General features: G+C 62.2%; 26 protein-coding genes and 1 tRNA gene. 12 read left to right on the top strand and 15 right to left on the bottom strand.

The window, feature by feature from the left end; translation table 11 throughout:
* Positions 1-6: 6 nt before the first annotated feature.
* Complete coding sequence (locus HPY64_00965; GenBank protein ID NPV65696.1) at positions 7-966, top strand: hypothetical protein; 960 nt, start codon at positions 7-9, stop codon at positions 964-966.
* A gap of 224 nt (positions 967-1,190) precedes the next feature.
* Here HPY64_00965 and HPY64_00960 read toward each other — a convergent pair whose 3' ends face one another.
* On the bottom strand, positions 1,191-1,388 hold the full coding sequence (locus HPY64_00960) for a hypothetical protein (protein NPV65695.1): 198 nt from the start codon (positions 1,386-1,388) through the stop codon (positions 1,191-1,193).
* A 402-nt stretch (positions 1,389-1,790) separates the two neighbouring features.
* On the opposite strand from HPY64_00960, the gene HPY64_00955 reads away from it, so the two are divergent.
* Both HPY64_00955 and HPY64_00950 read left to right on the top strand, forming a co-directional pair.
* Entirely contained in the window at positions 1,791-2,354 is a 564-nt protein-coding gene (locus tag HPY64_00955) for a GNAT family N-acetyltransferase (protein ID NPV65694.1), read from the top strand.
* Between the two features lie 103 nt (positions 2,355-2,457).
* Entirely contained in the window at positions 2,458-2,973 is a 516-nt protein-coding gene (locus HPY64_00950; protein NPV65693.1) for a ferritin, read from the top strand.
* 90 nt (positions 2,974-3,063) lie between these two features.
* Here HPY64_00950 and HPY64_00945 read toward each other — a convergent pair whose 3' ends face one another.
* From HPY64_00945 to HPY64_00935, 3 genes are read right to left on the bottom strand one after another with little or no spacing between them, the layout of a single operon-like run.
* Positions 3,064-3,681: a hypothetical protein gene (locus HPY64_00945; GenBank protein NPV65692.1), complete on the bottom strand. Its 618-nt coding sequence runs from the start codon at positions 3,679-3,681 to the stop codon at positions 3,064-3,066.
* A 10-nt stretch (positions 3,682-3,691) separates the two neighbouring features.
* Positions 3,692-3,844: a hypothetical protein gene (locus HPY64_00940; protein ID NPV65691.1), complete on the bottom strand. Its 153-nt coding sequence runs from the start codon at positions 3,842-3,844 to the stop codon at positions 3,692-3,694.
* Complete coding sequence (locus HPY64_00935; GenBank protein NPV65690.1) at positions 3,841-4,239, bottom strand: hypothetical protein; 399 nt, start codon at positions 4,237-4,239, stop codon at positions 3,841-3,843. Before HPY64_00935 ends, HPY64_00940 begins: the two co-directional genes overlap by 4 nt.
* A 314-nt stretch (positions 4,240-4,553) precedes the next feature.
* On the opposite strand from HPY64_00935, the gene ftcD reads away from it, so the two are divergent.
* On the top strand, positions 4,554-6,086 hold the full coding sequence (ftcD, locus tag HPY64_00930) for a glutamate formimidoyltransferase (protein ID NPV65689.1): 1,533 nt from the start codon (positions 4,554-4,556) through the stop codon (positions 6,084-6,086).
* Between the two features lie 124 nt (positions 6,087-6,210).
* Entirely contained in the window at positions 6,211-7,359 is a 1,149-nt protein-coding gene (locus HPY64_00925) for a peptidoglycan DD-metalloendopeptidase family protein (GenBank protein ID NPV65688.1), read from the top strand.
* A 16-nt stretch (positions 7,360-7,375) separates the two neighbouring features.
* On the opposite strand, the gene HPY64_00920 is transcribed toward HPY64_00925, so the two are convergent.
* Entirely contained in the window at positions 7,376-7,843 is a 468-nt protein-coding gene (locus HPY64_00920) for a hypothetical protein (GenBank protein NPV65687.1), read from the bottom strand.
* A 225-nt stretch (positions 7,844-8,068) separates the two neighbouring features.
* Here HPY64_00920 and HPY64_00915 point away from each other — a divergent pair, with 225 nt between their 5' ends.
* The 3 genes from HPY64_00915 to HPY64_00905 are packed head-to-tail and all read left to right on the top strand — an operon-like array spanning position 8,069 to position 10,083.
* Entirely contained in the window at positions 8,069-8,458 is a 390-nt protein-coding gene (locus HPY64_00915; GenBank protein ID NPV65686.1) for a hypothetical protein, read from the top strand.
* Positions 8,459-8,479: 21 nt separating this feature from the next.
* The gene (locus HPY64_00910) at positions 8,480-9,319 is read left to right on the top strand and encodes a metallophosphoesterase (protein ID NPV65685.1); all 840 of its coding nucleotides are present in this window, start codon (positions 8,480-8,482) and stop codon (positions 9,317-9,319) included.
* Positions 9,320-9,360: 41 nt separating this feature from the next.
* Positions 9,361-10,083: a histidine phosphatase family protein gene (locus HPY64_00905; protein NPV65684.1), complete on the top strand. Its 723-nt coding sequence runs from the start codon at positions 9,361-9,363 to the stop codon at positions 10,081-10,083.
* Between the two features lie 22 nt (positions 10,084-10,105).
* Here HPY64_00905 and HPY64_00900 read toward each other — a convergent pair whose 3' ends face one another.
* From HPY64_00900 to glmU, 4 genes are all read right to left on the bottom strand, one after another.
* Positions 10,106-11,359, bottom strand: a complete 1,254-nt coding sequence (locus HPY64_00900; protein ID NPV65683.1) for a Zn-dependent hydrolase — start codon at positions 11,357-11,359, stop codon at positions 10,106-10,108.
* 101 nt (positions 11,360-11,460) lie between these two features.
* On the bottom strand, positions 11,461-12,861 hold the full coding sequence (locus HPY64_00895) for an HlyC/CorC family transporter (protein ID NPV65682.1): 1,401 nt from the start codon (positions 12,859-12,861) through the stop codon (positions 11,461-11,463).
* Between the two features lie 29 nt (positions 12,862-12,890).
* On the bottom strand, positions 12,891-14,240 hold the full coding sequence (locus tag HPY64_00890; GenBank protein ID NPV65681.1) for an HlyC/CorC family transporter: 1,350 nt from the start codon (positions 14,238-14,240) through the stop codon (positions 12,891-12,893).
* Between the two features lie 70 nt (positions 14,241-14,310).
* Positions 14,311-15,720 (bottom strand): bifunctional UDP-N-acetylglucosamine diphosphorylase/glucosamine-1-phosphate N-acetyltransferase GlmU, encoded by a 1,410-nt coding sequence (glmU, locus tag HPY64_00885; GenBank protein ID NPV65680.1) that lies wholly within the window; start codon positions 15,718-15,720, stop codon positions 14,311-14,313.
* A 313-nt stretch (positions 15,721-16,033) separates the two neighbouring features.
* On the opposite strand from glmU, the gene HPY64_00880 reads away from it, so the two are divergent.
* From HPY64_00880 to HPY64_00870, 3 genes are all read left to right on the top strand, one after another.
* Positions 16,034-17,032, top strand: coding sequence for a hypothetical protein (locus HPY64_00880; GenBank protein NPV65679.1), 999 nt, complete (start codon positions 16,034-16,036; stop codon positions 17,030-17,032).
* Positions 17,029-17,304 (top strand): hypothetical protein, encoded by a 276-nt coding sequence (locus tag HPY64_00875; protein ID NPV65678.1) that lies wholly within the window; start codon positions 17,029-17,031, stop codon positions 17,302-17,304. Before HPY64_00880 ends, HPY64_00875 begins: the two co-directional genes overlap by 4 nt.
* A gap of 143 nt (positions 17,305-17,447) precedes the next feature.
* Positions 17,448-18,899, top strand: a complete 1,452-nt coding sequence (locus HPY64_00870; GenBank protein NPV65677.1) for a hypothetical protein — start codon at positions 17,448-17,450, stop codon at positions 18,897-18,899.
* A 2-nt stretch (positions 18,900-18,901) separates the two neighbouring features.
* Here HPY64_00870 and HPY64_00865 read toward each other — a convergent pair whose 3' ends face one another.
* The 6 genes from HPY64_00865 to HPY64_00840 all read right to left on the bottom strand — a co-directional run bounded on the left by HPY64_00865 (position 18,902) and on the right by HPY64_00840 (position 23,536).
* The gene (locus tag HPY64_00865; protein ID NPV65676.1) at positions 18,902-20,029 is read right to left on the bottom strand and encodes a hypothetical protein; all 1,128 of its coding nucleotides are present in this window, start codon (positions 20,027-20,029) and stop codon (positions 18,902-18,904) included.
* 24 nt (positions 20,030-20,053) lie between these two features.
* Complete coding sequence (locus tag HPY64_00860; protein ID NPV65675.1) at positions 20,054-20,881, bottom strand: SH3 domain-containing protein; 828 nt, start codon at positions 20,879-20,881, stop codon at positions 20,054-20,056.
* 114 nt (positions 20,882-20,995) lie between these two features.
* Positions 20,996-22,030, bottom strand: coding sequence for a tryptophan--tRNA ligase (trpS, locus tag HPY64_00855; protein ID NPV65674.1), 1,035 nt, complete (start codon positions 22,028-22,030; stop codon positions 20,996-20,998).
* Positions 22,031-22,119: 89 nt separating this feature from the next.
* Positions 22,120-22,192 (bottom strand) — tRNA-Arg (locus HPY64_00850).
* A gap of 73 nt (positions 22,193-22,265) precedes the next feature.
* The gene (locus tag HPY64_00845; GenBank protein ID NPV65673.1) at positions 22,266-22,541 is read right to left on the bottom strand and encodes a hypothetical protein; all 276 of its coding nucleotides are present in this window, start codon (positions 22,539-22,541) and stop codon (positions 22,266-22,268) included.
* The gene (locus tag HPY64_00840) at positions 22,538-23,536 is read right to left on the bottom strand and encodes a hypothetical protein (GenBank protein NPV65672.1); all 999 of its coding nucleotides are present in this window, start codon (positions 23,534-23,536) and stop codon (positions 22,538-22,540) included. Before HPY64_00840 ends, HPY64_00845 begins: the two co-directional genes overlap by 4 nt.
* 201 nt (positions 23,537-23,737) lie before the next feature.
* Here HPY64_00840 and HPY64_00835 point away from each other — a divergent pair, with 201 nt between their 5' ends.
* The gene (locus HPY64_00835; GenBank protein ID NPV65671.1) at positions 23,738-24,961 is read left to right on the top strand and encodes a LysM peptidoglycan-binding domain-containing protein; all 1,224 of its coding nucleotides are present in this window, start codon (positions 23,738-23,740) and stop codon (positions 24,959-24,961) included.
* Positions 24,962-25,055 lie beyond the last annotated feature (94 nt).

Here is a 25,055-nt window from a genome sequence, read left to right as displayed (position 1 = left end):
AGAACCATGATCCTGAATAGCAACTGGCAGATCACAGAGACGGGGATAGTGCTGGCCGGGCGCCGCCTGGGGATCACGCGGGGGCAGATCATGATGCTTATGGTGGCCCTCAACCTGGCCTTCCTGGGGCTGGACATTTACCTGGCCCACAGCATGAACGGCACCATTCGCCCGTATGAGATGATCCCGATCGTGTTTGGTCCGGCGGCAGGGTTGGTCCTGCTGATCGCCGGGGCAATCTCCCTGCGCCGCCGCACGACGGCGATTCTGCTGGCGTTTGCCGTGCTGGCCGCCAGCATCGTCGTCGGGCTGCTGGGCGCGTACTTCCATGTGGCACGGGCGATTCCCCCAAGCGGGCCGGGCACGCCGGATGTCGCCCTGGCCCTGCTGGTGTTTGCCCCGCCGATCATCGGCCCGCTGACCTTTTCGCTGGTGGGCGTGCTGGGCGTGATCGCTGCTACGGTGGAAGACCCGCCGGACAGCGGACGGATGGTCGTACCGGGGCTGTTCAGCTGGCGCGTGCCCTTCAGCAAGACCCGCCAGTATTGTATCTGGGTCGGGCTGGGCATTCTGGCCACGCTGCTGAGCAGCGTGCTGGATCACGGGCGCTTCAACTTTGAGAACCTGTGGGTATGGCTGCCAACGCTGGTGGGGGTCTTCGCCACGGTGGCCATGATCGCCTACGGTATGCTGGAAAAGCCGGGCCGGGGCGATACCATCACCGTGATCGCTGCCATGATCGCCCTGATCATCGTCGGGTTGATCGGCTTCCTGTTGCATGTACGGGCCGGCCTGGCAACCCGCAGCATCATCGTGCCGGAGCGCTTTCTACGCGGTGCACCATTCCTGGCGCCGATGCTGTTCGCGGATATGGGGGCGCTGGGCCTGATCGCCCTCCTGCCCATGCGAGAAGCGCGGATGCGCGCCGCAGTGGAGAAAGAGGCCGCCCGCCAGCAGGCCCCTTGACACCCGCCCGGAAAGACAGACCGAGCAGACCCGGGCGCAAGACAGATAGACAGGGCGCTTAAGCCCCTTGTCCTCAGCTTTCCCATACTTGCCGGGCACGTCGCGCCCCCTGCCGGGTGCAGGGATTGGATGATCCAGCCCCAAAAGGACAACGGGTGACCCGATCAGGCAGTCAGACCGGCGGGTCACCCGTTCCAGGTCGGATGCGATTATTGAGCGAGGTGTTAGAACTCCTCGTCTTCGTAGTCTTCTTCTTCGTCCCAGTATTCGTCGTCTTCTTCTTCCATCATGGCGACGAAGTCTTCGGCGTCCATTTCAGCGAAGAAGTCCTCCAGGAAAGCGATCGGGTCTTTGACGCCGAACTCTTTCAGGTTGTCCAGCAGATCGGCCGGGACATTCAGGGTGATTTTTCTCTTTGCCATGGCTGCTCACCTCTCGCATGCTCATAGAGGGCTGCGGACTGGCATCAAGACCCCGCAGCCAGCGGTCAAAACCTGAAGCGGCACCCCCATATAAAACCCGGCTGCGGGGCGGCAGGCTCGCGGGCCGGGGCTTCCGGGCATTCCCTGGGATGTCCTCCGGCATTCCGTCGCGTCACACACCGGGATGTTTCCGTTCAGGCACTAAAGTGCTTTAGCTCACTATACACCAATTTGCACTGGCTATGCACGGCGCCAGCGGCGCGGATTGTAACACCAACTTTTCAGGAAGCAAGAGCGATTTTTCCGCATTTTTCACGGGCAGCGGCAGGCATACGGGGCAGCCAGCCGGGTATAATCGGGCGGCCAACGAAACATGCCACGGAACCCTCCGAGGAGACACCTATGGATACCGACGTCCTGCTGCGGGGGCAGCGTGTACGTCTGACGGCGCTGGACAAAGCTGATGCCGCGCCCGCCCGCGCCTGGACGGAAGATGCAGGTTACCTGCGCCTGCTGGATTCGGCCCCGGCCCTGCCCCGCAACCTGGAGCAGGTTACCCGCGACCTGGAAAGAGCCGCCAGCGGACGCAGCGACATCACCTTTGCCATCCGCCCTCTGGATGGGGATGAACTGCTCGGTATTGCCGCCCTGAGCGAGATCGAATGGAACAACCAGCTGGCCTGGCTATCGATCGGGATCGGCGACCAGGCCAACCGGGGCAAAGGCTATGGCCGGGAAGCCATGACGCTGCTGATCGACTTCGCCTTCCGGGAGCTTAACCTGCGCCGCCTGCAGCTGACCGTCTTCAGTTACAACACGCCGGCCATCGCCCTGTACGAAAAGCTCGGCTTCCACCGTGAAGGGGTGATGCGGGAAGTCATCCTGCGCGATGGGCAAACCTACGATATGTACTGCTACGGGCTGCTACGCCGCGAGTGGCAGAATGGCTTTCTTAGAAATCCGTAATAAAGCCTGCCAGACACCCACAAGTCGCTCCAAAATGTGCTAAGATCGGGTTATTCACCCTGACGGGTGAGGTTGCGGATAGAACAAGAGAGGATAGTGTGCGATGTTAAGCGAGCGAATGGTTAAAGCCCTGAACGATCAGGTCAACGCAGAGTTGCATTCCGCCTACATCTACCTGGCCATGTCAGCCTACTTTGCTGACGCCAATTTCCCCGGTTTTGCCCACTGGATGCGCCTGCAGGCTCAAGAAGAAATGGGCCACGCGATGAGGTTTTATGACTACATTATCGAGCGTCGGGGACGCGTACAACTCACCGCGCTGGAGGCCCCGCAGACCTCCTGGGAAACCCCGTTGGCCGCCTTTGAAGACGCCTTCAAGCACGAGCAGTACATCAGTGGCTGGATCAACAAGCTGGCCACCCTGGCCATAGAAGAACACGATCACGCTACAGGCAGCTTCCTCAAGTGGTTTGTGGACGAACAGGTAGAAGAAGAGGCGTCGGTCGACGCGGTCGTGCAGGACCTCAGGCGAGTGCAGGACTTCCCCGCTGGCCTGTTCATGCTGGATCGCGAACTGGGCCAGCGCGCGCCGGGGGCTGAGGAAGCAGAGGCCGAATAACGCCCGGCAAAACGCACGCCACAGAAGGCAAGCCCGGTCGCAGCAGCGGAAACCCCCGTGGCTACGACCGGGTAGTTTTTAGCGGAAACATCACCGGTCAGGATCGAGCGTGTCGTCGGGCGGCACGACCCACAGCCACCAGTACGGATCACGGGGATAGATCGCCGCCAGGTCTGCGCCCCACAGAAAGCGCCCTGCTTCCCCCTGCGCCAGGTAACGGCGCAGCCCGTCATCCAGACGATCAAGCTCGGCCCGCTGCGGATTGGAAAGCCCCTCGCCCTCTTCCTGCAACACCTCCTGCAGATGGTGCAGGATGGTACGGTGCCGGGCGGTAGTCGGCCAGTTCTCAAAGCAGTTAGCTGCCTCCTGCGCCTCGCAGTCGTTCAGGAATTGCTGCAACAGGTTGACGCGCATCTCCCATTCGCGGGCGATCTTGTTGAAATAGTGGATGCGCCACTCCAGCCGGGCAGTGTGGAATGCCGCCAGCGCGGCATCCAGGCGGGCCTGCTGGCGATCGTCCAACCGGGCGCGTAATGCCGTCAGGCGGTGCTGGCGCAGCAGAAAGCCGCCGATGGTCAGGTGGGGCATCCCGCCCGGCAACCGCCCGGAAAGCGGCCAGAACAGCTCCCCTTCGATCAGGTAAGGCGTGATCTGGTCGGCCATCGCCGTCAGGACGATGAGATCGCGTTCGGGATCATAAGCGGCCATACGGGGTGCCCTAGCCTGCGTTGAGCCACTGCGCGGAAAGCGGCGCGTGTTGCGGTTGCCGCCACAGGCTGACCAGGCGGCGACGCCACCACAGCCACAGCAGCGCTACCCCCAGCACCGCCACAAAAATCAGCCGGGAAAAACCTGTCCTGACACTCGTCATGGATTCAGCCGCACCACACTCTGGTACATCGGGTTGCCCTGAATCTCGCGCCAGCGCTCATGGCCGCCATCACGGTGCCATTCCGTAACCACCATGCCATGGTTATCGGTATACATCAGGCTGGCCGGCAATTGCAGGATATTGGAAAAGGCGGTGATCACACCTGGCAGGCTCTGTGGCGCTGCCAGGCGGAACCACTTACCCGGTTCCCACTCGATCACCAGCGGCGTGCCGTGGTAAACAGCAGACATGCGGAAAGGCGGCTCGGCCCGCTCGGTCACAAAATACACATCCCACAGGCGGGCCATCCACAACGTGCCATTGACCCGTTCCTGCAACAGGTAGGGGTTCTTTTCCGGAGTCTGGTAGAACCAGGTACGTGCATTGGTAGCCATCTGGCAGCGCCTCTCCAGGTCAGAGTCCAAGCGCACAAACAGGCCCAGCGTCCTGTGGCCTACAGTGTACCACACGCCCCCGCTGCCTGCATCCTGGAAGAGGAAGGTGGGACCGCCGCCTGCAGTATGGCGATGACTGGCCGCGAGACGGCTGATCACGTTGCGAAGATCGGGGGGGGGGCGGCGCGGTATGCCCCCTGCCTGAAGCAGCGCCCGAATGCCCGGCGCAGCATAATCGCCGCAGCGCCCCGCCTCTGGTATAATCCCGCCCGGCTTTTTTGCCCGCTGCCATAACCCTGTGTGAGAGAGATCAGGTGTCCGAACTGCTTATTGAGTGTGTCCCCAACTTCAGCGAAGGCCGCCGCCCGGAAGTCATCGCGCAAATTGTGGCTGCCATCCGCGCCGTACCCGGCGCGACCGTGCTGGATACCAGCAGCGACGCTGACCACAACCGCACGGTGGTGACTTTCGTCGGCGCGCCGGAGGCGGTGGAACAGGCCGCTTACGCCGCCATCGCCACCGCCGCCCGCTTGATCAACCTGGATGAACATCGCGGGGAACATCCGCGCATCGGTGCGACAGATGTGGTGCCCTTTGTGCCGTTGCGCGGGGCGACGATGGCCGATTGCGTGGCTATCGCCCGCCGCCTGGGCGAACGGGTGGGCCGCGAACTGGGCATCCCCGTCTATCTCTACGAAGCGGCGGCCACCCGTCCGGAACGTCAGAACCTGGCGAATATCCGGGCGGGCGAGTACGAAGGGCTGAAACAGGTCATTGCCACTGATCCCGACCGCGCCCCGGACTTCGGCCCGGCGGCGCTCGGCCCGGCGGGGGCAACGGTGATCGGCGCCCGCCCCTTCCTGATCGCCTTCAATGTCTACCTGAACACCGCCGATGTTCAGATCGCCGACCGGATCGCCCGCGCCGTCCGCCATTCCAGCGGCGGGTTGCACTTTGTCAAGGCCATGGGCGTGTTGGTGGAAGGCCAGGCGCAGGTTTCCATGAACCTGACCAACTTTGAAAAGACGCCCATCCACCGCGTCGTCGAGATGATCCGGCGGGAAGCCGCCCGCTACGGCGTGTTGATCACCCATAGTGAGCTGGTCGGCCTGATTCCGGAAGATGCCCTGCTCGACGCGGCGCAGTGGTACCTGCAGCTTGACCGCTTCACCAAAGATCAGGTGCTGGAGCGGCGGCTGGCGGCTGTTCACCTGGCCGAAGAATCCGCCCCCCCGCCCGCTATGGACGCTTTCGCCGGGGCGGTCGCGGAGGGCACGGCTGCGCCCGGCGGGGGCGCGGTCGCCGCAGCAGCTGGGGCGCTGGCCGCGGCTCTGGCGGGCATGGTCGCCCGCCTGACGGCCGGCAAGAAGAAGTACGCTGAGGTCGAAGCGCAGATGACCGCCATCGCCCGCGATGCCGACGCTTTGCGGGTCCGGCTCCTGCAGGCAGTGCAGGCGGATGTCGATGCCTTCGGGCGGGTGATGGCGGCTTACCGCCTGCCCAAAGACGACGCTGGCCGGGAAGCCGCGATTCAGGCGGCCCTGATCGGCGCCGCCGGGGTCCCCCTGGGCGTGGCTGAAGCCGCCCTGGAGGCCATGAAACTGGCCGGCAACGCCGCCACGCTGGGCAACCTGAACGCCGTCACCGACGCGATGGCCGGCGTGCACATGGCCCTGGCGGCCATCGAGATCGCGGCGCTGAACGTGCGGATCAACGCCGCCAGCCTGACTGACCCGGAACGCGCCGCCGACTATGCCGGGCACGCCGCCGCCATCGTGGCCGAGGCTCGCGCTCTGAGCGCCAACTTGCTGGCCCGCGCAGCGGAGCGGGCCGGGCTGGATAGTTGAAGCAGCAGGCCAGAAACCAGACGACACCACGGCGATAGGGGTGCAGCATGCGGCGCCCCCGGTCGACATTATCGCGGCCCGGCAGGGGCCGGTTCGTGATCAGGAAGACGCGTTGAGAACCATCATGAAACACATTGCTGCCCAGGGAATACTGATCAGGCGTCCGGCGCTGGCGGCGGCTATAGCCGGGCTGATCCTGCTGGCGGGCTGCGCCGGCCAGGAGCAGATGGGCACGCCGATGAGCGCCGCCAACCTGACCGCTACGGCCATTGCCGCCGTGCCAACACGCACCAATACGCCGGTGCCAACCATCGGCCCGACGGACACGCCCACCCTCCCCCCGACGCCGACGCCCTCCAACACCCCGACGGCCACCCGCACGCCTTTCCACACCAATACGCCGCGCCCGTCCCCGACGCCGCCGATCGTCGTCTCGCCCACCGGGCAGCCCGGCAGCGCCAGCGCCGACGAACCAACCTGGACGCCCCCGCCGCTGGACCCGGCACTGACCATCCCCGACCACTACTGGATGGCCCGCCCGATCCCGGCGGACTTCACCACCTGGGTCTCGCGCAATTACCCCTATGGCAGCACCAACGGCGGGCGGCTGCAGACGCATCACGGCGTGGATATCCAGAACGGCACGGGTACGCCGGTGATCGCCGTCCAGGATGGCACCGTGATCTATGCCGGGGATGATCTCGGCGCGATCTTCGGCCCACAGCCCAACTTCTACGGCAACGTGATCGTTATCCAGCATGACTTTGTCGATCCGGGCAGCGGCGAGCCAGTCTATTCGCTGTACGGGCATTTACTGGCGGTGAAAGTGGAAAGCGGGCAGCGCGTGACACAGGGCGACGAGATCGGCCTGGTGGGAGGGACGGGCGTCGCCCTGGGGCCGCACCTGCACTTTGAAGTGCGGGTGGGCAATCCGAGCAGCTACACCAGCACACGCAACCCGGAGCTATGGCTGCGGCCTTACCGCGGCTACGGCACGCTGGCCGGGCGGATCACCGACGCAGCGGGCAACCTCCTGCGCGATGTGACACTGGACGTAACTTCTGCCCGCGATCCGGGCTTCCGCCGCGCGGCTTTCACCTATGCCGATGACACCGTCAACGGGGATACACAATTCGGGGAAAATTACGCGCTGGGCGACCTGCCTGCCGATTACTACAACCTGGTGGTGCGCTCCGGCGGGACGACCCTCTTCCGCGATCAGGTGTACGTCCACCCCAACCGCACAACCTGGGTGGAGATTCAGTTGCGGTAGGCGCCCCGCCCGCGCCCTACAGGGCGCGAAGGGGGAGCTGGCGCACGGACGCTTCCAGCGACGCGCCCTTGGCCTCGTTATACGGCCCCAGTGTGCGCCACAGAACACGCCCGGTGCGATCCACCAGGGCGACCATGATCGCGCTCTCGTCGGGGATATCCAGCGCCCGGCGGAAAGCCGACTTGTCCAGGTAGAGGGTGATGGTTTTCTCCCGCGTGGCCCGGCTGGGGATGCCCAGGCGCATGCCCATATCCAGCAATACCTGGCGGAGCCGGGGCATCTCCCAGACAACCGGCAGTTCGTAGTAGCGCAGGGCCGGGTACACCTGCCGCAAACGCCGGAGCAGCGGCAGCCACGTTTCCACGTCGTATTGCTGCGCCTGCTGGAAAGCGATCAGCACCACGTTATAATCGCCCTCAAAATCGGCGGGCAGCCGGAAGCGGCGTCCCTGCAGGTTGGAACCAGCTACCTCTGGAAATTGCATCCTGGAATCCTTACCACTAAATCTGTGACGTATGGCCATTATAATCGCCGCCAGCGTCGCCAGAGCAGATTTTCAGCAAGTGTTCATCTTCTTCCCATGCAGCGTTAAGCCGGGGCGCAGAGCGCCGGAATCGGGGTACACTGGTAGCCCGGCAGCGATGCCGGGAAGCATGATTGGGCGAGCGCATCGATCGCCTGGCGCAGGCCGGGCAAGGAGCATAAGCACATGGCCCGCATTTTCCGCCACATCCCCCGCGCCCCGGATCAGCACATCGGCAATGTTGATCCGGCCAGCGGGCGCGTCTATTCGGAGCAGTTCGGGCCGGACCGCTATCTGGGCCGGGTGGATTACACCAGCGGCCATGTGTACCATCACCGCTTTGGCCCGGACGAATACCTGGGTCGCGTGGACGGGCGTGGTGGCGTCTTCCGTCACCGGCGCGGTCCGGACGAATACGTAGGTCGCGTCGCCCCGGATGGCAGGCTATACCGCCACCGCCGTCTGGCCCCGGACGAATACCTGGGCCATGTCGACGGCATGAAGCATCTGGTGGAGGGGGCAGCGGCGATCCTGTTCTTTTTCCTGGAGGCAGATGAGCGTGAAGCAGCTGAATAAACCGGCAGACGGGAGGGTAGCATGAGCGTCCGGGCGCGCCTGGCGGCGCTCAGCGGATCGGCGCTGCTCTACGCGGCAGCCTACGCCGTGCGGGTCGAACCGTACGCATTCCAGGTACGGGCGATCACCCTGATCCTGCCGCGCCTGGAGCAGGCCTTCCACGGTTTCCGGCTGGCTCACATCAGCGACATTCACATCAACGGCTGGATGACCCCGGCGCGGCTGGCGGCGCTCATCCCGCTGGTCAACGCCCAGGGCGCGGATGCCATCGCCATCACCGGCGATATCCTCAGCAGCCATTCCCGCTACGATGCGGCGGCGCTGACCGCGGCGCTGGGGGCACTACGCGCGCCGGAGGGCGTCTTCGCCGTGCTGGGCAACCACGATCACCGCCACCCCACTGGTCCGGAGGGCATCCGCCGGGTGTTGCAGGCTGCCGGGATCATAGAACTGGCCAACCGCGTCCACACGCTGCGACGTGGCGAGGCCACCCTGCACCTGGCCGGGGTGGACGATATGGCCTTCCGCCGGGCGCGGCTGGATTATGTCCTGGCGGCGCTGCCGCCGGAGGGTGCGGCCCTGCTGCTGGCCCACGAGCCGGACTTCGCTGACGTCAGCGCGGCAACCAGCCGCTTTGACCTGCAGCTTTCCGGCCATACCCACGGCGGGCAGGTGCACCTGCCGCCGTTCGGCCCGCTGGCGCTGCCCAGATATGGGATGCGCTACCCGGCGGGCCTGTACCGGGCGCGGGATATGTACGTCTACACCAATCGCGGACTGGGCACCGGGCACCTGCGGGCGCGCTTCAACTGCCGCCCGGAGATCACGGTCTTCACCCTATGGGCCAGGCACCCGCGGTAACGACTCAATGCGCATGGCTTTTTCGCAAGGATAGCAGACGCATGCACATCTACGCCATCCGTCATGGCCAGTCGGCCAACAACGCGCTGGATGCGGCCTCCACCAGGGATTACATGCGCACCCGGCATCACGATCCTGAGCTCACGGCCACCGGTCGGGCGCAGGCCGAGGCCCTGGCGCGGCACCTCGGGGCGGGCAGGCCTGGCGCCGCGCCCACCGTGGCCCGTCTTTATACCAGCCCGATGGTGCGAGCGCTGGAAACGACCCGCCCCATCGCCGCCGCGCTCGGCCTGATGCCGCACGTCTGGCCCGACCTGCACGAAATAGGCGGCCTGTTCCAGGAAGGGGAAGACGGCGCCGACATCGGTTTCGGCGGCCCCTCACGGGCGGCACTGGCGGCCAGCTATCCCGGCTGGATGCTACCGGAGAGCATCGGCGCAGCCGGCTGGTGGGAAGCAGCGCGGGGCCGCGAGCGTTACCCGGAGGCCGTCGCCCGTGCCGAACGGGTCGCCGATGCGCTGCGGGCAATGGCCGCCGAAAGCGACGAGAATACCGCTATCGTCCTGGTCAGCCACGGCGGCTTCCTGGATCTGCTGGTGCGCGTTTTGCTGGAGCAACCCCTGCCGGAAGTGGAACGCTACCCGATGATCTATCTGCATAACAATACTGGCGTCAGCCTGATCGCGCTGGATGGCGCCGGTCCGGGCCGCCTGTACTTCCTCAACCGGCTGGATCATCTGCCCGCCGACCTGCACACCTTTTGAACAGCGGCTTAGCCCAGCCGCCTTAGCGCGCCCGTTCCTTTTCCCAGGCGCGCCCGGCCAGGATCAGCAGGGTGTTGAGGAGCGTGTTGGCCCCGTTGATGACATCGGAGTCGCGGGTGTATTCACCGGGTTGATGGCTCAGGCCATCCACTGATGGCACAAACAGCATCGCGGCGGGGGCGATGGCCCGCATGGCCTGGGCGTCGTGCCCGGCGAAGCTGACCAGTCGCGTGCAGCGCAAGCCCAGCGCCGCGGCGGCGGCCTCAATGGCTGCCACCATGTCCGGGTCAAAAGCCGCCGGTTCCACCCCGCCAACGGGGGCGAACGCCACTTCCAGGCCGTGCGCCGCCGCGCACTCCCGCGCCAGGGCCAGAAGCGCCGCTTCCATTTCATCCAGGGCCTCCGCCGCCGGATGGCGGAATTCCAGCGCCAGGCGGACACGGCCCGGCACGATATTGAACGCGCCCGGTGCGACCTCCACCTGCCCGCAGGTCGCCACCCCCGGCGGGAAGTCAGCGCTGACGATCTCCGCTGCCCGCGTGATGAACGACGCTGCCCCGCGCAGGGCATCCCGACGGGCGGGCAAGGGCGTTGTCCCGGCGTGGGCGGCCTGCCCGCTGAAGGTCAGCCAGAAGGAGCGGATGCCAACAATTGCTGTCACTGCACCGATCTCCAGGCCGGCATCCTGCAGGCGGGACCCCTGTTCAATGTGCAGTTCGAGGTAACCAAGCAGCGAGGCCGGATCGCGGCGGGCGGCCAGCAGCCCTTCGCGGCACAGACCAGCCCGCTCCAACGCCGCCGCGAAGGCTTCAGGGCTACTGTGGGGATGCTCCAGATCGGCGTCTGTAAGCAGACCGGCGACGGCCCGGCTGCCCAGCAGACTGATGTGCGTCCCTTCCTCGTCAGTGAAGCTGATTGCTTCCAGATGGAAAGGCAGCCGCAAGCCGGACTCCTGGATGGTGCGCAATGCTTCCAGGGCGGCCAGCACCCCCAGCGCGCCGTCAAACCGCCCACCATATGGCACGCTATCCAGGTGGGAGCCGCACAACAGGGTGCGGGCGGCGGGATCGGCGGCGGGTAGCACTGCTGAGAGGTTGCCCGCGCCATCCTGGCGGCAAATCAGGCCCGCCGCTTCCGCCCGTGCCCGGAACCAGGCGCGGGCCTCCAGATCAGCCGCGGAGAGCGCGGGGCGGTGCACACCGCCCTCCGGCGTCGCCCCGATACGGGAAAGCACCTGCAGATCGTCCAGCAGTCGCGAGGGGTTGACGGTTAACATCGGCCGGCTTCTCTCTCCGGGCAGATCCGCTTGCGGTGAGAGGATGGTACCAGCAAACCGGAAGGGCTTCAACCACAACAGACGGGCCGGGGAACGACACCTCACCGCGATGGCATGACGTCATCCAGCGGCGCTTCACCCGGCGCAGGGGCAGACTCATCCGCTGATTCGGCGGCGGGTGGCCGGCGCGTCAGCCGCACGCGGTCGATCCGCAGGCCGTCCATGGCCGCTACCGCCAGTTCCACGTTGTCAACCTCGACGGTGTCGCCAAGCTGGGCGATGCGATCGAGACGTCCCAGGATGTAACCAGCAATGGTCTCGTAGTTCGGATCGCTCAGGTTGAGGCCGAAGCGTTCATTGACCTCTTCAATCGGCGTCAGGCCGCTGAGCAGCGCACTGCCATCCGGCAGCACCTCTATCTCAGCTGCCTGCGGCTCAAAGGCATCCTGCACGTCGCCGACCAGCTCTTCCAGCAGGTCTTCCAGGGTGATCAGGCCGGCTGTCCCGCCATACTCATCCAGCAGCAAGGCCAGATGCTGGCGCTCCTGGCGGAAGCGATTAAGCAGGTCGCTGATCGTGATCGACTCAGGGACGAAGAGCGCAGGGCGCACCAGGTCGCGCAGCGTTGTTTCCATGCCATTCTGGCGCACGACACGCAGCAAGTCTTTGGTGTGCAGGATACCGATGGTCTGATCCAGGTCTTCTTCATAGACCGGGAACTTGGTCAGGTTGGACTCCGCCACGCGGTCAATCACCTCGGCCAGCGGCGTATCCGCCCGGAAGGCCACGATCTCGGTGCGGGGGACCATCAGTTGGCGAGCGCGGGTCTCGCCCATGTCAAAGACAGCTTCCATGATGTCATCTTCGCCGCCGGCCAGCACGCCGCTCTGGGCACTGGAGCGGATCAGGATTTTTAGCTCCTCAACCGAATGCACGAGCTGGTGACCCTGCGCCGGGCGCACCCCGATCAGTCGTAGCAGGGCGTTGCCCGTGCCATTCAGGGCGCGAATGGGCAGGTGAAAGACACGCGCCAGCAAGACGATCGGTCGCACTACCCACAGGGCAGTCACTTCTGGATTCTGCAGGGCGATGGACTTGGGCATCAATTCGCCCATCACCACATGCATGAAAGTGATGATCAGAAAGCCGATCGCGCCGCCAATGGCCGCGGCGGAAGTGGTCTGCACCGCCCCGGCGGGCAGCAGATGCCCAATCGGTTCCAGCACCCGCTCCATCAGGGGTTCGATCAGGTGGCCCAGTGCGGGTTCGCCAACCCAGCCCAGCCCCAGACTGGTCACCGTGATGCCCAGCTGGGTAGCCGCAATGTAGCGATCCAGATTACTGATTACACTGCGCACGACCCGCGCCGTGGCGTTGCCTTCTTCGATCAGGGCTTCAATACGGGAGCGGCGGACACTGACCAGGGCAAACTCCGTTGCGACGAAAAAGGCGTTCAACAACACCAGGCCAAGCGCAATCAGAAGCCCGGTAAAATTGTTCATGATCGTTCAGCCATTCCTCATGCCGGCACTTATGCCGTCGGCATGAATGCCGACGGCGTCTCATCCGGCTCGCCAGTCGGGAGTAATCGGGTGACGCGCACCTGACCGATACGTCGCTGATCGACGGTCAGCACGGTCAGCCGCACCTCGTCTGTCTCGATCACGGTCCCCGGTTCCGGCACCTCTCCCAGGCGGGAGAGAATGAACCCGCCGAGGGTATCGCTCTCGTCGGTGGGCAGGTTGACTGCCAGCAGGTGGTTGAGATCATCCAGGTCCAGGCGAGCATTGCAGATGTATTCATGCTCGTTCACCTGCTCGTAGGCGGCTTCTTCATCCTGATCGTATTCGTCCTGCACTTCGCCGATGATCTCCTCGATCAGGTCTTCCAGCGTGACCAGGCCAGCGGTGCCGCCGTACTCATCGACCACGATCGCCAGATGAACGCGCTTCTGTTGCATTTCCTGCAACAGGCGCATGGCGCTCTTGCCCTCCGGGACGAAGTAAGCCGGGCGCACCAGGTTAGCCAGTGCATCGCCATCGTCGCCCCGACCCCACAGCTTGAGCAGGTCCTTGGCGTACAGCAAACCGGTGATGTGATCGATGTTGTCCTCATAAACCGGGATGCGCGAATGCCCGGCAGCCAGCACCGTGCGGATAACTTCCTCCAGCGGCGTATTCAGCGGCAGGGCGACCATGTCCGGGCGGGGGATCATCACCTCACGCACGGAGGTTTCGTCAAGCTGAAAGATCGAGTAGATCATTTCCTTCTCTTCATCCTCGATGACGCCTTCTTCCTGTCCGGCATCGACGAGGGTCATGATCTCCTCTTCGGTCACATAACGCACCTGCGCCTGGATGCCCAGCAGACGCACGATGCCATCGCTGAGGGCGCGGGCCAGGTTGGAAAACGGCAACAACACCCGCACCAGCAGGGCCATCGACCGGGCAAAGTACGGGGCCAGCCGCTCAGCACGAACAGCGCCGATGGTAGCCGGGATTTGCCCGCCCACGATCAGCATCACCCCCGCCCCGAAGAGCAAGACGGCCAGCTCAGCCAGGATCAGCGCTGCAAGGCCGTCCAGCCCCAGCCCGGCCAGGGCCAGCGCCAGGCGCGGAGCCAGCCCGATCGCGGCCAGCCCCGCCGAAAGAAAACGCAGCACCATGACACTCAGTTGATAGGCATTCACCAGCGGGGAAGCATCCGTGCTGACGGCCAGGGCCAGCGCCGCACCGCGCCGTCCGGCGGCGGCCATCTCCGCCAGGTCGGATTTGCGGGCGTTGATCAGGGCGTGATAGCCCAGCGCCAGCAGGGCATTGCCCAGCAGCATGATCACCAGCGCCACTAAAGTGGATATACTGCCTTCGTCCACGATCTGCACAGTCTCCTCAGGTATCCCGCCCGGCCCCCAACAACGATGAAAACATCAGGCCGGGACGGTTGGGGCCTGCTCAGCCTTCCTCCGGGCGGGAACGGGCGCGCTCTTTTTCGGCGCGGCGTTGAGCAATACGGCTGTCGCCGATCACGCGGGCCGGGACGCCGACGGCCACCTTGCCATCCGGCACCGGGTGGCGCACCACCGCGCCCGCGCCCGTCTGGGCGCCAGCGCCAATGGTCACCGGCGCGATCAGCATGGTGTCGCTGCCGATGAACGCGCCTTCGCCGATCACCGTACGATGCTTGCTCACGCCGTCATAGTTGCAGGTGATCGTCCCTGCTCCGATGTTGGCATTGGCGCCAACTTCAGCGTCACCCAGGTAGCTGAAATGGCCCATCTTGACGCCCGGCCCCAGGCGCGACTTCTTGACCTCGCCGAAGTTGCCCATATGCACGCCGCGGCACAGGTATGCGCCGCCGCGTACGCGGCCAAACGGGCCGATCTCGACCTCTTCCTCCAGCGTCGAGTCCTGGATGACCGAAGCAAATACCCGGCAACGATCGCCGATTGTGGCATTGACCAGCATGCTGTTAGGGCCGATCTCGCACGCTTCACCGATGGTCGTCCGGCCTACCAGATGCGTGTTGGGCAGGATCACGGTGTCCGGGCCGATGGTCACGTCCGGGCCGATGTAGGTCGTCGCCGGATCGGTGATCGTGACGCCGTTGAGCATATGCTGGCGATTGATCCGGCGGCGGAAGGCCGCCTCCGCTTCTGCCAGGTGAACGCGGGTGTTGATGCCGATCAGTTCATCGGGATCGTCACCCTCCACCGCCAGGACAGCCCGGCCATCGGCATTGGCCAGGGCAACCGTATCGGTCAGGTAGTATTCGTGCTTGGGCGGTGTAGGGGCGATGCGCGGCAGCGCATCCCACAGCCAGGCCGCGTCAAACACGTACACGCCGACGTTCAACTCGCGCACCTGCAGTTCCGCCGGGGTGGCAACAGCTTCTTCAACGATGGCGGCCACGCTTCCATCCGGGCGGCGGATGATCCGCCCGAAGCCGCGCGGGTCAGCGGCGACATACGTCAGCAGGGTGACCGCCGGACGGGCAGGGCTGGCGGTATGCGCATCCACCAGGCGGCGGAATGTCTCCGGGCGCAGCAGGGGCATATCGCCATAGCACACCAGCACCAGATCGGCCTTTCCACGGAGGATCGGCGTCGTGACCTGCACGGCGTGAGCGGTGCCCAGTTGCTCCACCTGTTCCACGCACACGGCTCGATCGCCAATATGGGCGCGGACGGCCTCGCTCTGTCGCCCGACGACCAGCACCGGCGGCTGTCCGGCAAGCTGCCAGGCGGCTTCAACAGCATGATCGACCATCGGTTTACCAGCTACCGGATGCAATACTTTGGCCAGGCGGGATTTCATACGCGTACCCTGGCCCGCCGCCAGGATAACCGTCGCGAGGGTCGTCATAGGGAAGTCCTGTCCTTGTCTGCAGCGGATAACAGGCAGCCCAGCGGAGGCCGTGCCAGCAGCCGGGAAACGCGATACAGTTCAACGGGAGGGGGCAGGGCTATGCGTCTGGGGGGGTCAGCCGAATCGTCGGTCACGTCACAAAGCTTTATTCGTTAAGCAGCCTCAATTCGGACGTATTTTATCATACGAAAACGGTGGCTGACAACTACGAGTTTCAATGGGTAGTGTATCTTTCGCGGTTGAAATAGAAAAAGACGCGAAACGAGGTTAAGGTTTTGTTTGGACCCAAAACGAAACCAAGGATCGCGTCATGACAAGCATAGAAAAGACACTCACAAATTTCAACAGCTTCCTCACGGAGTTACAAGCGGCGTTAGCCGGGGAAGTGCAGCGACGCATCAATGCCCAACTGGAAGACGAGGTCGAGGCGTGGTTACATCGCGGGTATTATGAACGCCGAGCCAAAGTTGGGGCACGGCAAGGGGGAGCACAATGCCTGCGCTGTGGAACCCGCCAGGCGCGGCGGTTTTCGCGTAATGGGCATCGCTACCGGCAACTGGTGACGAGCTTCGGCGTGCTTGATATTGGGGTGCCGCGAGTGATCTGTGCATGTGGCGGCAGTGTGAGGATACCGTTTTCCATGCTGGAACCGGGTCAACGGCTCTGGGGCGATGTGGTGGAACAAATCGGGCGTTGGGCGGACCTGGGGGTGAGTTTGCGCCAAATGCAAGGGGCAATCGGCGCGCAACTGGGAACCCAGGTAGGGCTGCGTAAACTGAATGAGGTTGTTCAACACGTCCATCCCCCACTTGAAACCACCTTAAGCAGTGTGCCACCGGTCATCATGCTGGATGCGATTTGGATGACCCTGCTGGAGCCCACAGGGGCCACCCATACGGATCGTGCTGGACGCCAGCGCGCGACCAAAGCCAAAGAAAAAGTGTGTTTGTTAGTGGCCCTGGGTCTTTATCCCCAGACCGGGCGCTGGGGCATCCTCAGTTGGACGCTGGCCAAGAGTGAAAGTCAAGCCGAGTGGGAACGGTTACTTGTCCCCCTGGAAACACGCGGTCTGTATCGTGAACGAGGGGTAGAATTGTTCATCCATGATGGCGGGGCCGGGTTGATGGCGGCACTCGTCTTGATGTATCCCCATGTCCCTCACCAACGCTGTTTGTTTCACAAACTGCGCAATCTCCGTTCCGCTATTGAAGTCCCAGCCGACCTGACACGGGATGAGGCGCGCGCCTTCAAACAGAATTTGATGCAGCATATCCAGGTCAGTTTGCCGCCTCGTCCCCGCAAGCGATGACACGCCAACGTGATGCGTTTGTTGACCACCGGCACGCCCAACAACCCAACTTAGTCGCGACGTTGTGTCGCGATTGGGCCGCAACGGTCGCCTTCTTTCGCGTGCTGGCGCGTTTCCCTGACTGGCCCCGCCTGTTCTTGCGAACAACCAGCTTGCTTGAGCGCGTCAATCGCATGATCCGCCGCCTTTTTCGGGCCGCTGGCGCTTTTCATTCGCCGACAGGTTTGCTCGCGGCTGCTACACGCGTCCTTGAGCCGCATCGCCTGATTTGAATTTCAACCGCGAAAGATACACTACCCGAAAAATGGCAGCCTCCTGTTGAGGCCCAAAGCAGGCAGACTGCATCATCTATTGTGTCGATGGGGGAGGGGCTATAGAATGAGACAGGGAAAAGTGAGCAGTGAAGGAAATGAACATGTCCGATGAAGTCAGCCGATCGCTGTGGGGAGATGGTCCTGATCAGACGGGCGGCAATCCACCCGGATCGTCCCCTACCCGGCGCCAGGGCGAGGCTGGCGTGCTGGGGCAACTTGTCAGGCTTTTCCTGCTGCTACTTCCTGCGCTGATCGTCTATGCTCTTATGCCGGGAGCAGTTCCAGTCGAGTCTTCCGCGGCGGTCAAAGACAGTGCCCAGATTGCGGCCTTTACACGCCTGGCGATCGCGGCGCTAGTAGCGGCGGTCGGGCTGTTGTTCTTTGTGTTCGGCTTACCAGCGGCGACACGAGGAAACCGCATTATCCGGGTTACTGTTAGTTTTGTTGCTGGTGGGGTTATCCTGGCGAGCATCGTTTTTCTGGCGATGGGTGCACTGGACCCACAGAGTGCATTTTCGGAACGGCTCATTCTTCCTGCACTGGTGATTGTGGTCAGTGTGGTTCTCGCAGCTTTTTCGCCATTGATGCCTATCTGGCTGCTCAACGTTCCGGATAACCGGGTGTGGATGGTTCTAGACAGCGGGGATCACCTTATTGCCTATGTCGGCCCTGGTCAGCGCTGGGTGCGCCCGATCGACGGGTTCGCTGAATTCACGGAAGCCGGGTTCTTTACCATTGATATTGACAGCGAGGAGTTTGTTTCGCAGGATTATTTCCCTTTTCGGGCACGGGTGAGCGTAGTCTGTCTGTACAATCCGCTGCATGCGGCGCCGGAAAACAGGATCATCCTCCGCGACCTGCCCCGCGACACGTTACGCCAGGAGCTGCAGAAGGAGATTGAGTTTGTCATCCGCCACAAGCTTACCGATGAACAGCGCCAGCAGATGCGCGAGCCAGAGACGTTTCGGTCGGTGCTCAAGACACTGGCGATGGACATTCGTGAAGCGGTGGAGGCCCGACGGGGGATGGGGATCAGCCTGATTCCACATAATCCGATCAATGTGTTTCTGGAGCCAACCCGGCTGGTAACAGACTCCCGGCAACGGTTGATGTCTATTGAAGCGCTCGCAGTTGGCGATCGGACGTTGAGGGAGTTCCTGGAGCTTATTTCACAGGGCGGTGATGTCAACCTGATTATCGAGCCGGAGGGGCAGATCAGATTGACGCTGGGCGCTGGTGCGCATGTAGAGATCGGCGACAGACTGCGGGATGCGCTTACCAAGGCGGCCCACACACTGGCTGAATCTCACCGGCCGCAAATCTCACCCGGGCCGCTGGTAGACCAGCTTGGGCCAGGCATACCAACTCAGCCGTCTGGCGGTCAGACGGGTGGTAGTCAGGAGCAGGCTACTCGCCCCGTGGAGCCGCCGGAGACTCCCCCGGAGCAGTCTACCGGTGTGATTGAGTTGCACCTCGATGATGACGGAGTCTACAAACCTCGTCGTAACCCGATTATTCCGCTGGATCTGCCGGAAGACGGTGACTCTTCTTAAGCCTATTCCTGTGGCAGGCGGGACTGCTGACGCACGTATTCGCGAAACAGTATCGGGACAATCTGCGGGTTGTTTCCTTCGCTGGTCAGGAGATGCTTATCCTGGAGCAGCGCAATCACCACGCGATTCCTGTCGTTGGTAACTGGCTGCCGGATCAGATCTTTCAGCGCGATCTGTTCGTCTTTCGATAGGCTATCCCAGATTGTCTGGCATTCCATCTGAATCGGTTGGCTGTTGGCCAGGAAATGCAACGCTTCGCTCTCTGGCGTGCCAAAAGCGATCTGGCCGGCCAGGTCGAAACTCGCGCGCAACAGGCCTGCGTGGTTGCCGGACACACGTAGTAGAAAGTTGCGGAACGAAGGGGGATATGTGACACCCTTACGTTCGGAGAGGCGATCAAGCATGGCCTTGGCGTCAGCGTCCGAGTAGGGGCCGAGATACAGGGTATTGCCTGTAAACAACTCCACAAATGGCTCAAAGGCAAGATGATCAAAGCCAAGTTCGGCAATAAGCTGCGGAATCGGGCGCCGGGTGAATGTGATATAGGTCAAATTGTATTTGTAGTCATCGCGGATCCCGCGCAAAGCCTGAAAGAATTTGACCGGTAGCTGGGTCAGCGTACCTTCGAATTCGTCAAATACGAAGGCAATCCGCCGCCGGAGGCCACCGGCTGCAGGCTGACCCAGTAATATTTCCAGTATCGCTTCTAGATAGCGCAGGCCGATGTGAGGAATGAGCGGATTCCGTCCATTGTGCAGCTGGTCATAAGCATACTGGAATGCTTTCTTGTCTTCATCGTTGAAGCCGGTGAACGGATAGAAAGCCTTGTAAAGACGGTGGGTCATGATTTCATAGCCTGCCCAGGGGCTGAGGGCTTGCTGGCCGGTCAGCAGAGGCAGGGAATCGAGCATGTTGTTCGGATCGACCAGCACAAGCTTCAACTCATTGGCGAGATCGCCCAGGTGGTGTTTCTGCGTCTCCGGGCGTAGGAGGTGGCGCAACAGATTGGATTTCCCTACAGCGCCGATCCCGACCACTGAGCAGGAATCACCTGCCTTCACCTTGGCGAGGATTTCCTTGATTTCCTCATAGCGAAACGTGATATCACGCTGCTTGTCTGAAGGAGACATGTCTCAAATCTCCGGGAGGCTCGGCTATTCAAGAATCGGGATGTTCTGGCACGAACTTTCCACAGTGATGTATTCACCGCTTACCCATCCCCACAGGCCATTATAATCGACAAACCACCAGGCGCTATCGCTGTTTCGCCCGGCTACAGTGATGCGGCTTCCAAATGGGATGACGGTCAGAATGTCTGCACCGGTGCTGGGCGCGGAACGGAGATTGAGATTGAAATTGACCAGCGCCTCGCAAGTTACACTAGCTGTTAGGGTTGGCACTGGCGTGCGCGTGTGGTAGCGGGTACGCGTTGGCGTTGCTGTAGGTGATGGGGTAGGGGAGGGCGCAGGTAAAGTCCGTGTAGGCAGGCGGGTGGCTGTCACCGTTGCAGCAGGTGTAAGGGATGGTACCACAGTGGCGAGCATCTTAGTAGTTGCGGTTGCCGACGCGAGCACCAGCGATGATTCCTGGCTGCGGGGCGACAGCTGGGATGGCAGGATCGGGATGAATAGCGCTGCAGTGATCAGCAAGGTTCCAATCCCGGCGGCCAGCAACCCATAGGAATAGTCGGGTGCAAAAGCGGAACGTCTGCGCTCCACCCACTGGAATAAGCCCACGCCAAATACCAGCAACGCTATACCAGAGGCCAGGACGGCCAGCGGTAGAAACGGGGCAAGTCGCTGCAGGAACGTGTCCACGATCAGGGAACACAGAGCGATGGCCACATTCGCCAGGGCCACCAGCACACTGAGCGCTCCTGCTCGCGCGTCCGGCCGGCGGGCCAGGCTCAGGCCAGCATAGAGCATGTACAACGCGGGCACAGCCGCTATCAGGCCGATGAACAGCACCGCTGTATCTTCCATGTTGCCAGCAAGGCTCCTCATGCCGACCTGCTCAGCGCGGCACATCGTGCTCAGATGCGTAGTTGCAGCGGGTAGTCGGCTCGTGAGCGCAGAGAAGTTGAGGCCTCGTTTTCACTATGAGCGCCGATAAGGCGGCAAGAACCCCACACGCTCTTTGACCAGCTTGAGCGTTCTTTCCGCCACCGTCGAGGCTCTCTCCGCCCCCTGAGCCAGCACACCATCTAGATAGGCGGGATCGCTGGTGATCTCGCGGTAGCGCGCCTGGAGGGGGCGCAGCATCTCTACAACCACTTCTGCAACTTCACGCTTGAGAACACCATAGCCCTTGCCAGCGAAGTGCGCTTCAATGGCATCGTGGGATTGGCCGGTGATTGTCGCGTAGATTTCAAGCAGGTTGTTGACACCGGCGCGTTCCGGGTCGTTAGTGAAGCGGATGTCGGTGTAGGAATCCGTCTTGGCGCGCATGATCTTCTTACTGGCCCAGTCAAGGTCGTCCAGCAGGTAGACAGCGTGATACTGTGAGTCGACCTCGCTCTTGCTCATCTTTTTGGTGGGATCGTCAAGGCCCATCACGCGTGCACCGGTCTCACGAATCATCGGTTCTGGCACGACGAAGGTTTCGCCGTACAGGTAATTGAAACGCTGGGCTACATCCCGTGTGAGTTCCAGATGCTGACGCTGATCGTCGCCCACCGGCACCTGATGCGCCTGGTACAGCAGGATGTCAGCCGCCATCAGGACAGGATAGTTGAACAAGCCGGCGCTGACGGTATCTGCTTGTTGCTTGGCTGCCTTATCCTTGAACTGGGTCATCCGGTTAAGCCAGCCAATGGGAGTAAAACAATTCAGAATCCAGGCCAGTTCAGCATGGGCAGGGACATGCGACTGCACGAAGATGGTTGCCACCTGCGGGTCAATGCCGGAGGCAATGTACAGGGCAGCCACTTCGCGGGTTTTCTCGCGCAGTGTAGCGGGGTCTTGGGGAACGGTGATGGCGTGCATATCCACCACGCAGAAGTAGCTTTCGTAGCGGTGTTGCTCCTTGACCCATTGGCTGAGCGCTCCAAGGTAGTTGCCAATGGTCAGGTTGCCGGATGGCTGAATGCCGGATAGCACACGCTGCTTGCTGGAACCTGTCTCAATGATCATGGGTATCCTTCGCTTCCGGAACAGACGAACTGGTGCTGAAACGCCCTGGGCTGTTGTAGACCAGGGCGCTTGCCGAACAGCTCACAGAATGCCCCCGGTAGGATTCGAACCCACAACGCACGGCTCCGAAGGCCGTCGCTCTATCCCTTGAGCTACGGGGGCCTGCGTGATTATTGTAACGAGTGGCCTTTGGCGTAGCAACCCGCAAAGGTAGTGTATCTTTCGCGGTTGAAATTCAAATCAGGCGATGCGGCTCAAGGACGCGTGTAGCAGCCGCGAGCAAACCTGTCGGCGAATGAAAAGCGCCAGCGGCCCGAAAAAGGCGGCGGATCATGCGATTGACGCGCTCAAGCAAGCTGGTTGTTCGCAAGAACAGGCGGGGCCAGTCAGGGAAACGCGCCAGCACGCGAAAGAAGGCGACCGTTGCGGCCCAATCGCGACACAACGTCGCGACTAAGTTGGGTTGTTGGGCGTGCCGGTGGTCAACAAACGCATCACGTTGGCGTGTCATCGCTTGCGGGGACGAGGCGGCAAACTGACCTGGATATGCTGCATCAAATTCTGTTTGAAGGCGCGCGCCTCATCCCGTGTCAGGTCGGCTGGGACTTCAATAGCGGAACGGAGATTGCGCAGTTTGTGAAACAAACAGCGTTGGTGAGGGACATGGGGATACATCAAGACGAGTGCCGCCATCAACCCGGCCCCGCCATCATGGATGAACAATTCTACCCCTCGTTCACGATACAGACCGCGTGTTTCCAGGGGGACAAGTAACCGTTCCCACTCGGCTTGACTTTCACTCTTGGCCAGCGTCCAACTGAGGATGCCCCAGCGCCCGGTCTGGGGATAAAGACCCAGGGCCACTAACAAACACACTTTTTCTTTGGCTTTGGTCGCGCGCTGGCGTCCAGCACGATCCGTATGGGTGGCCCCTGTGGGCTCCAGCAGGGTCATCCAAATCGCATCCAGCATGATGACCGGTGGCACACTGCTTAAGGTGGTTTCAAGTGGGGGATGGACGTGTTGAACAACCTCATTCAGTTTACGCAGCCCTACCTGGGTTCCCAGTTGCGCGCCGATTGCCCCTTGCATTTGGCGCAAACTCACCCCCAGGTCCGCCCAACGCCCGATTTGTTCCACCACATCGCCCCAGAGCCGTTGACCCGGTTCCAGCATGGAAAACGGTATCCTCACACTGCCGCCACATGCACAGATCACTCGCGGCACCCCAATATCAAGCACGCCGAAGCTCGTCACCAGTTGCCGGTAGCGATGCCCATTACGCGAAAACCGCCGCGCCTGGCGGGTTCCACAGCGCAGGCATTGTGCTCCCCCTTGCCGTGCCCCAACTTTGGCTCGGCGTTCATAATACCCGCGATGTAACCACGCCTCGACCTCGTCTTCCAGTTGGGCATTGATGCGTCGCTGCACTTCCCCGGCTAACGCCGCTTGTAACTCCGTGAGGAAGCTGTTGAAATTTGTGAGTGTCTTTTCTATGCTTGTCATGACGCGATCCTTGGTTTCGTTTTGGGTCCAAACAAAACCTTAACCTCGTTTCGCGTCTTTTTCTATTTCAACCGCGAAAGATACACTACCATTTTTCGGAGGTGCGTTGCATCTTTAGAAGTGTGATGCTATGCTTGCCGTACTGCTCCTATACGGATGCTTCCGTTTGCTGATCTCGCTCCAACAGGGGGTAACCAACCCATGGCCCAGGGTTCATCCTCACAACAGGACAGGCAGTCCAACCGTGGACTGCTGATCCTGGCTCTTATCATCGTGCTTGCTGCCGTCTGCCTCGTCGTGTACGCTCTCACTAACAATCCTCCTGTCCTGCCACAGGCTACGCCAACTGTTGTCTCCGATCTACTTGGCGAGACCGAAGTGCCGACCATCCCGCCTGAGGTCCCTACAGAAACGCCCGCTGAGGTATCGACAGAGATGCCTACCCAACCACCTGCTGAGACTGCTACCCCAGAACCAACGGTGGTTGAAGAGACATCGACGCCGGTTGCCTCGCCCACGGAGACGCCTGTGCCACCGACGCAGACGGTCACTCCTGCAGTGGTAGCCATGGTGCCAACTGCCACGGAGCAGCCGCCAACCCCGGTGGAGCCAAGCGCGACGCCACTCATCCCATCAGATACCCCTGTGCCAACGGCTACATCTGTGCCTGCAACCAATACCCCTGTTCCACCCAGCAATACACCGCTCCCACCGACAGCGACAGCGGTTGAGGCAACCCGAACACCACGACCCACTGCAACACCTCTTCCACCAAGCAATACGCCGCTTCCGCCGAGCAGTACACCGGTCAAGCCCAGTGACACACCTGAATTGCCAACGCGCACACCTGTGCCGCCAACGCGCACGCCCGCGTCGCCCAGCGCTACGCCTGTGCCTCCTACTGAGATGGTTATCGCGTCCACCAATACAGTAACGCCATCTGCAGAGCCTACACTCTCGACAACGTCTACTCCAATTCCGATTACCAGCACGCCCGTGCCGCTGCCTACCAGTACACCAACACTGCGGCCATCGGATACTCCCGTTCCGACGGCGACTCCAACATCAACGCCTACTGACACTCCTACGCCCACGAACACGGCCACAGCGACAGCAACAGCTACGCCGACCAATACACCCACCTTCACACCAACGGCCACGGCTACGCCCACAAGCACGCCGACCAATACGCCTACCAACACGCTCACGCCCAGCAATACCCCTACCCCAACCGGGCCGTCGGCCATCCCGAACCCCGGCCGGCCGTATGTGGTAGTGCCAGGAGACACCCTGTGGGATCTTGCGTACAAGGCATATGGCCGGGGTACCAGGTGGATTGAGATCTGGTACGCCAACCAGGACATCATCGCCAATCCGCGCTACATCTTCATCAACCAGGTGTTCTACATCCCCATCGTGGACTGATATACCCGGGGACAAACGTGACTTCGACAGCGGGCTGGCCAGCACAGCCCGCTGTTTGTTGTTGTGCAAATCCGGTCAATCTTCTACAATAGTA

The organism is Anaerolineae bacterium (genome assembly GCA_013178165.1).
Classification (GTDB): domain Bacteria; phylum Chloroflexota; class Anaerolineae; order Aggregatilineales; family Ch27; genus Ch27.
This window is presented reverse-complemented; position numbering and strand designations above follow the sequence as displayed.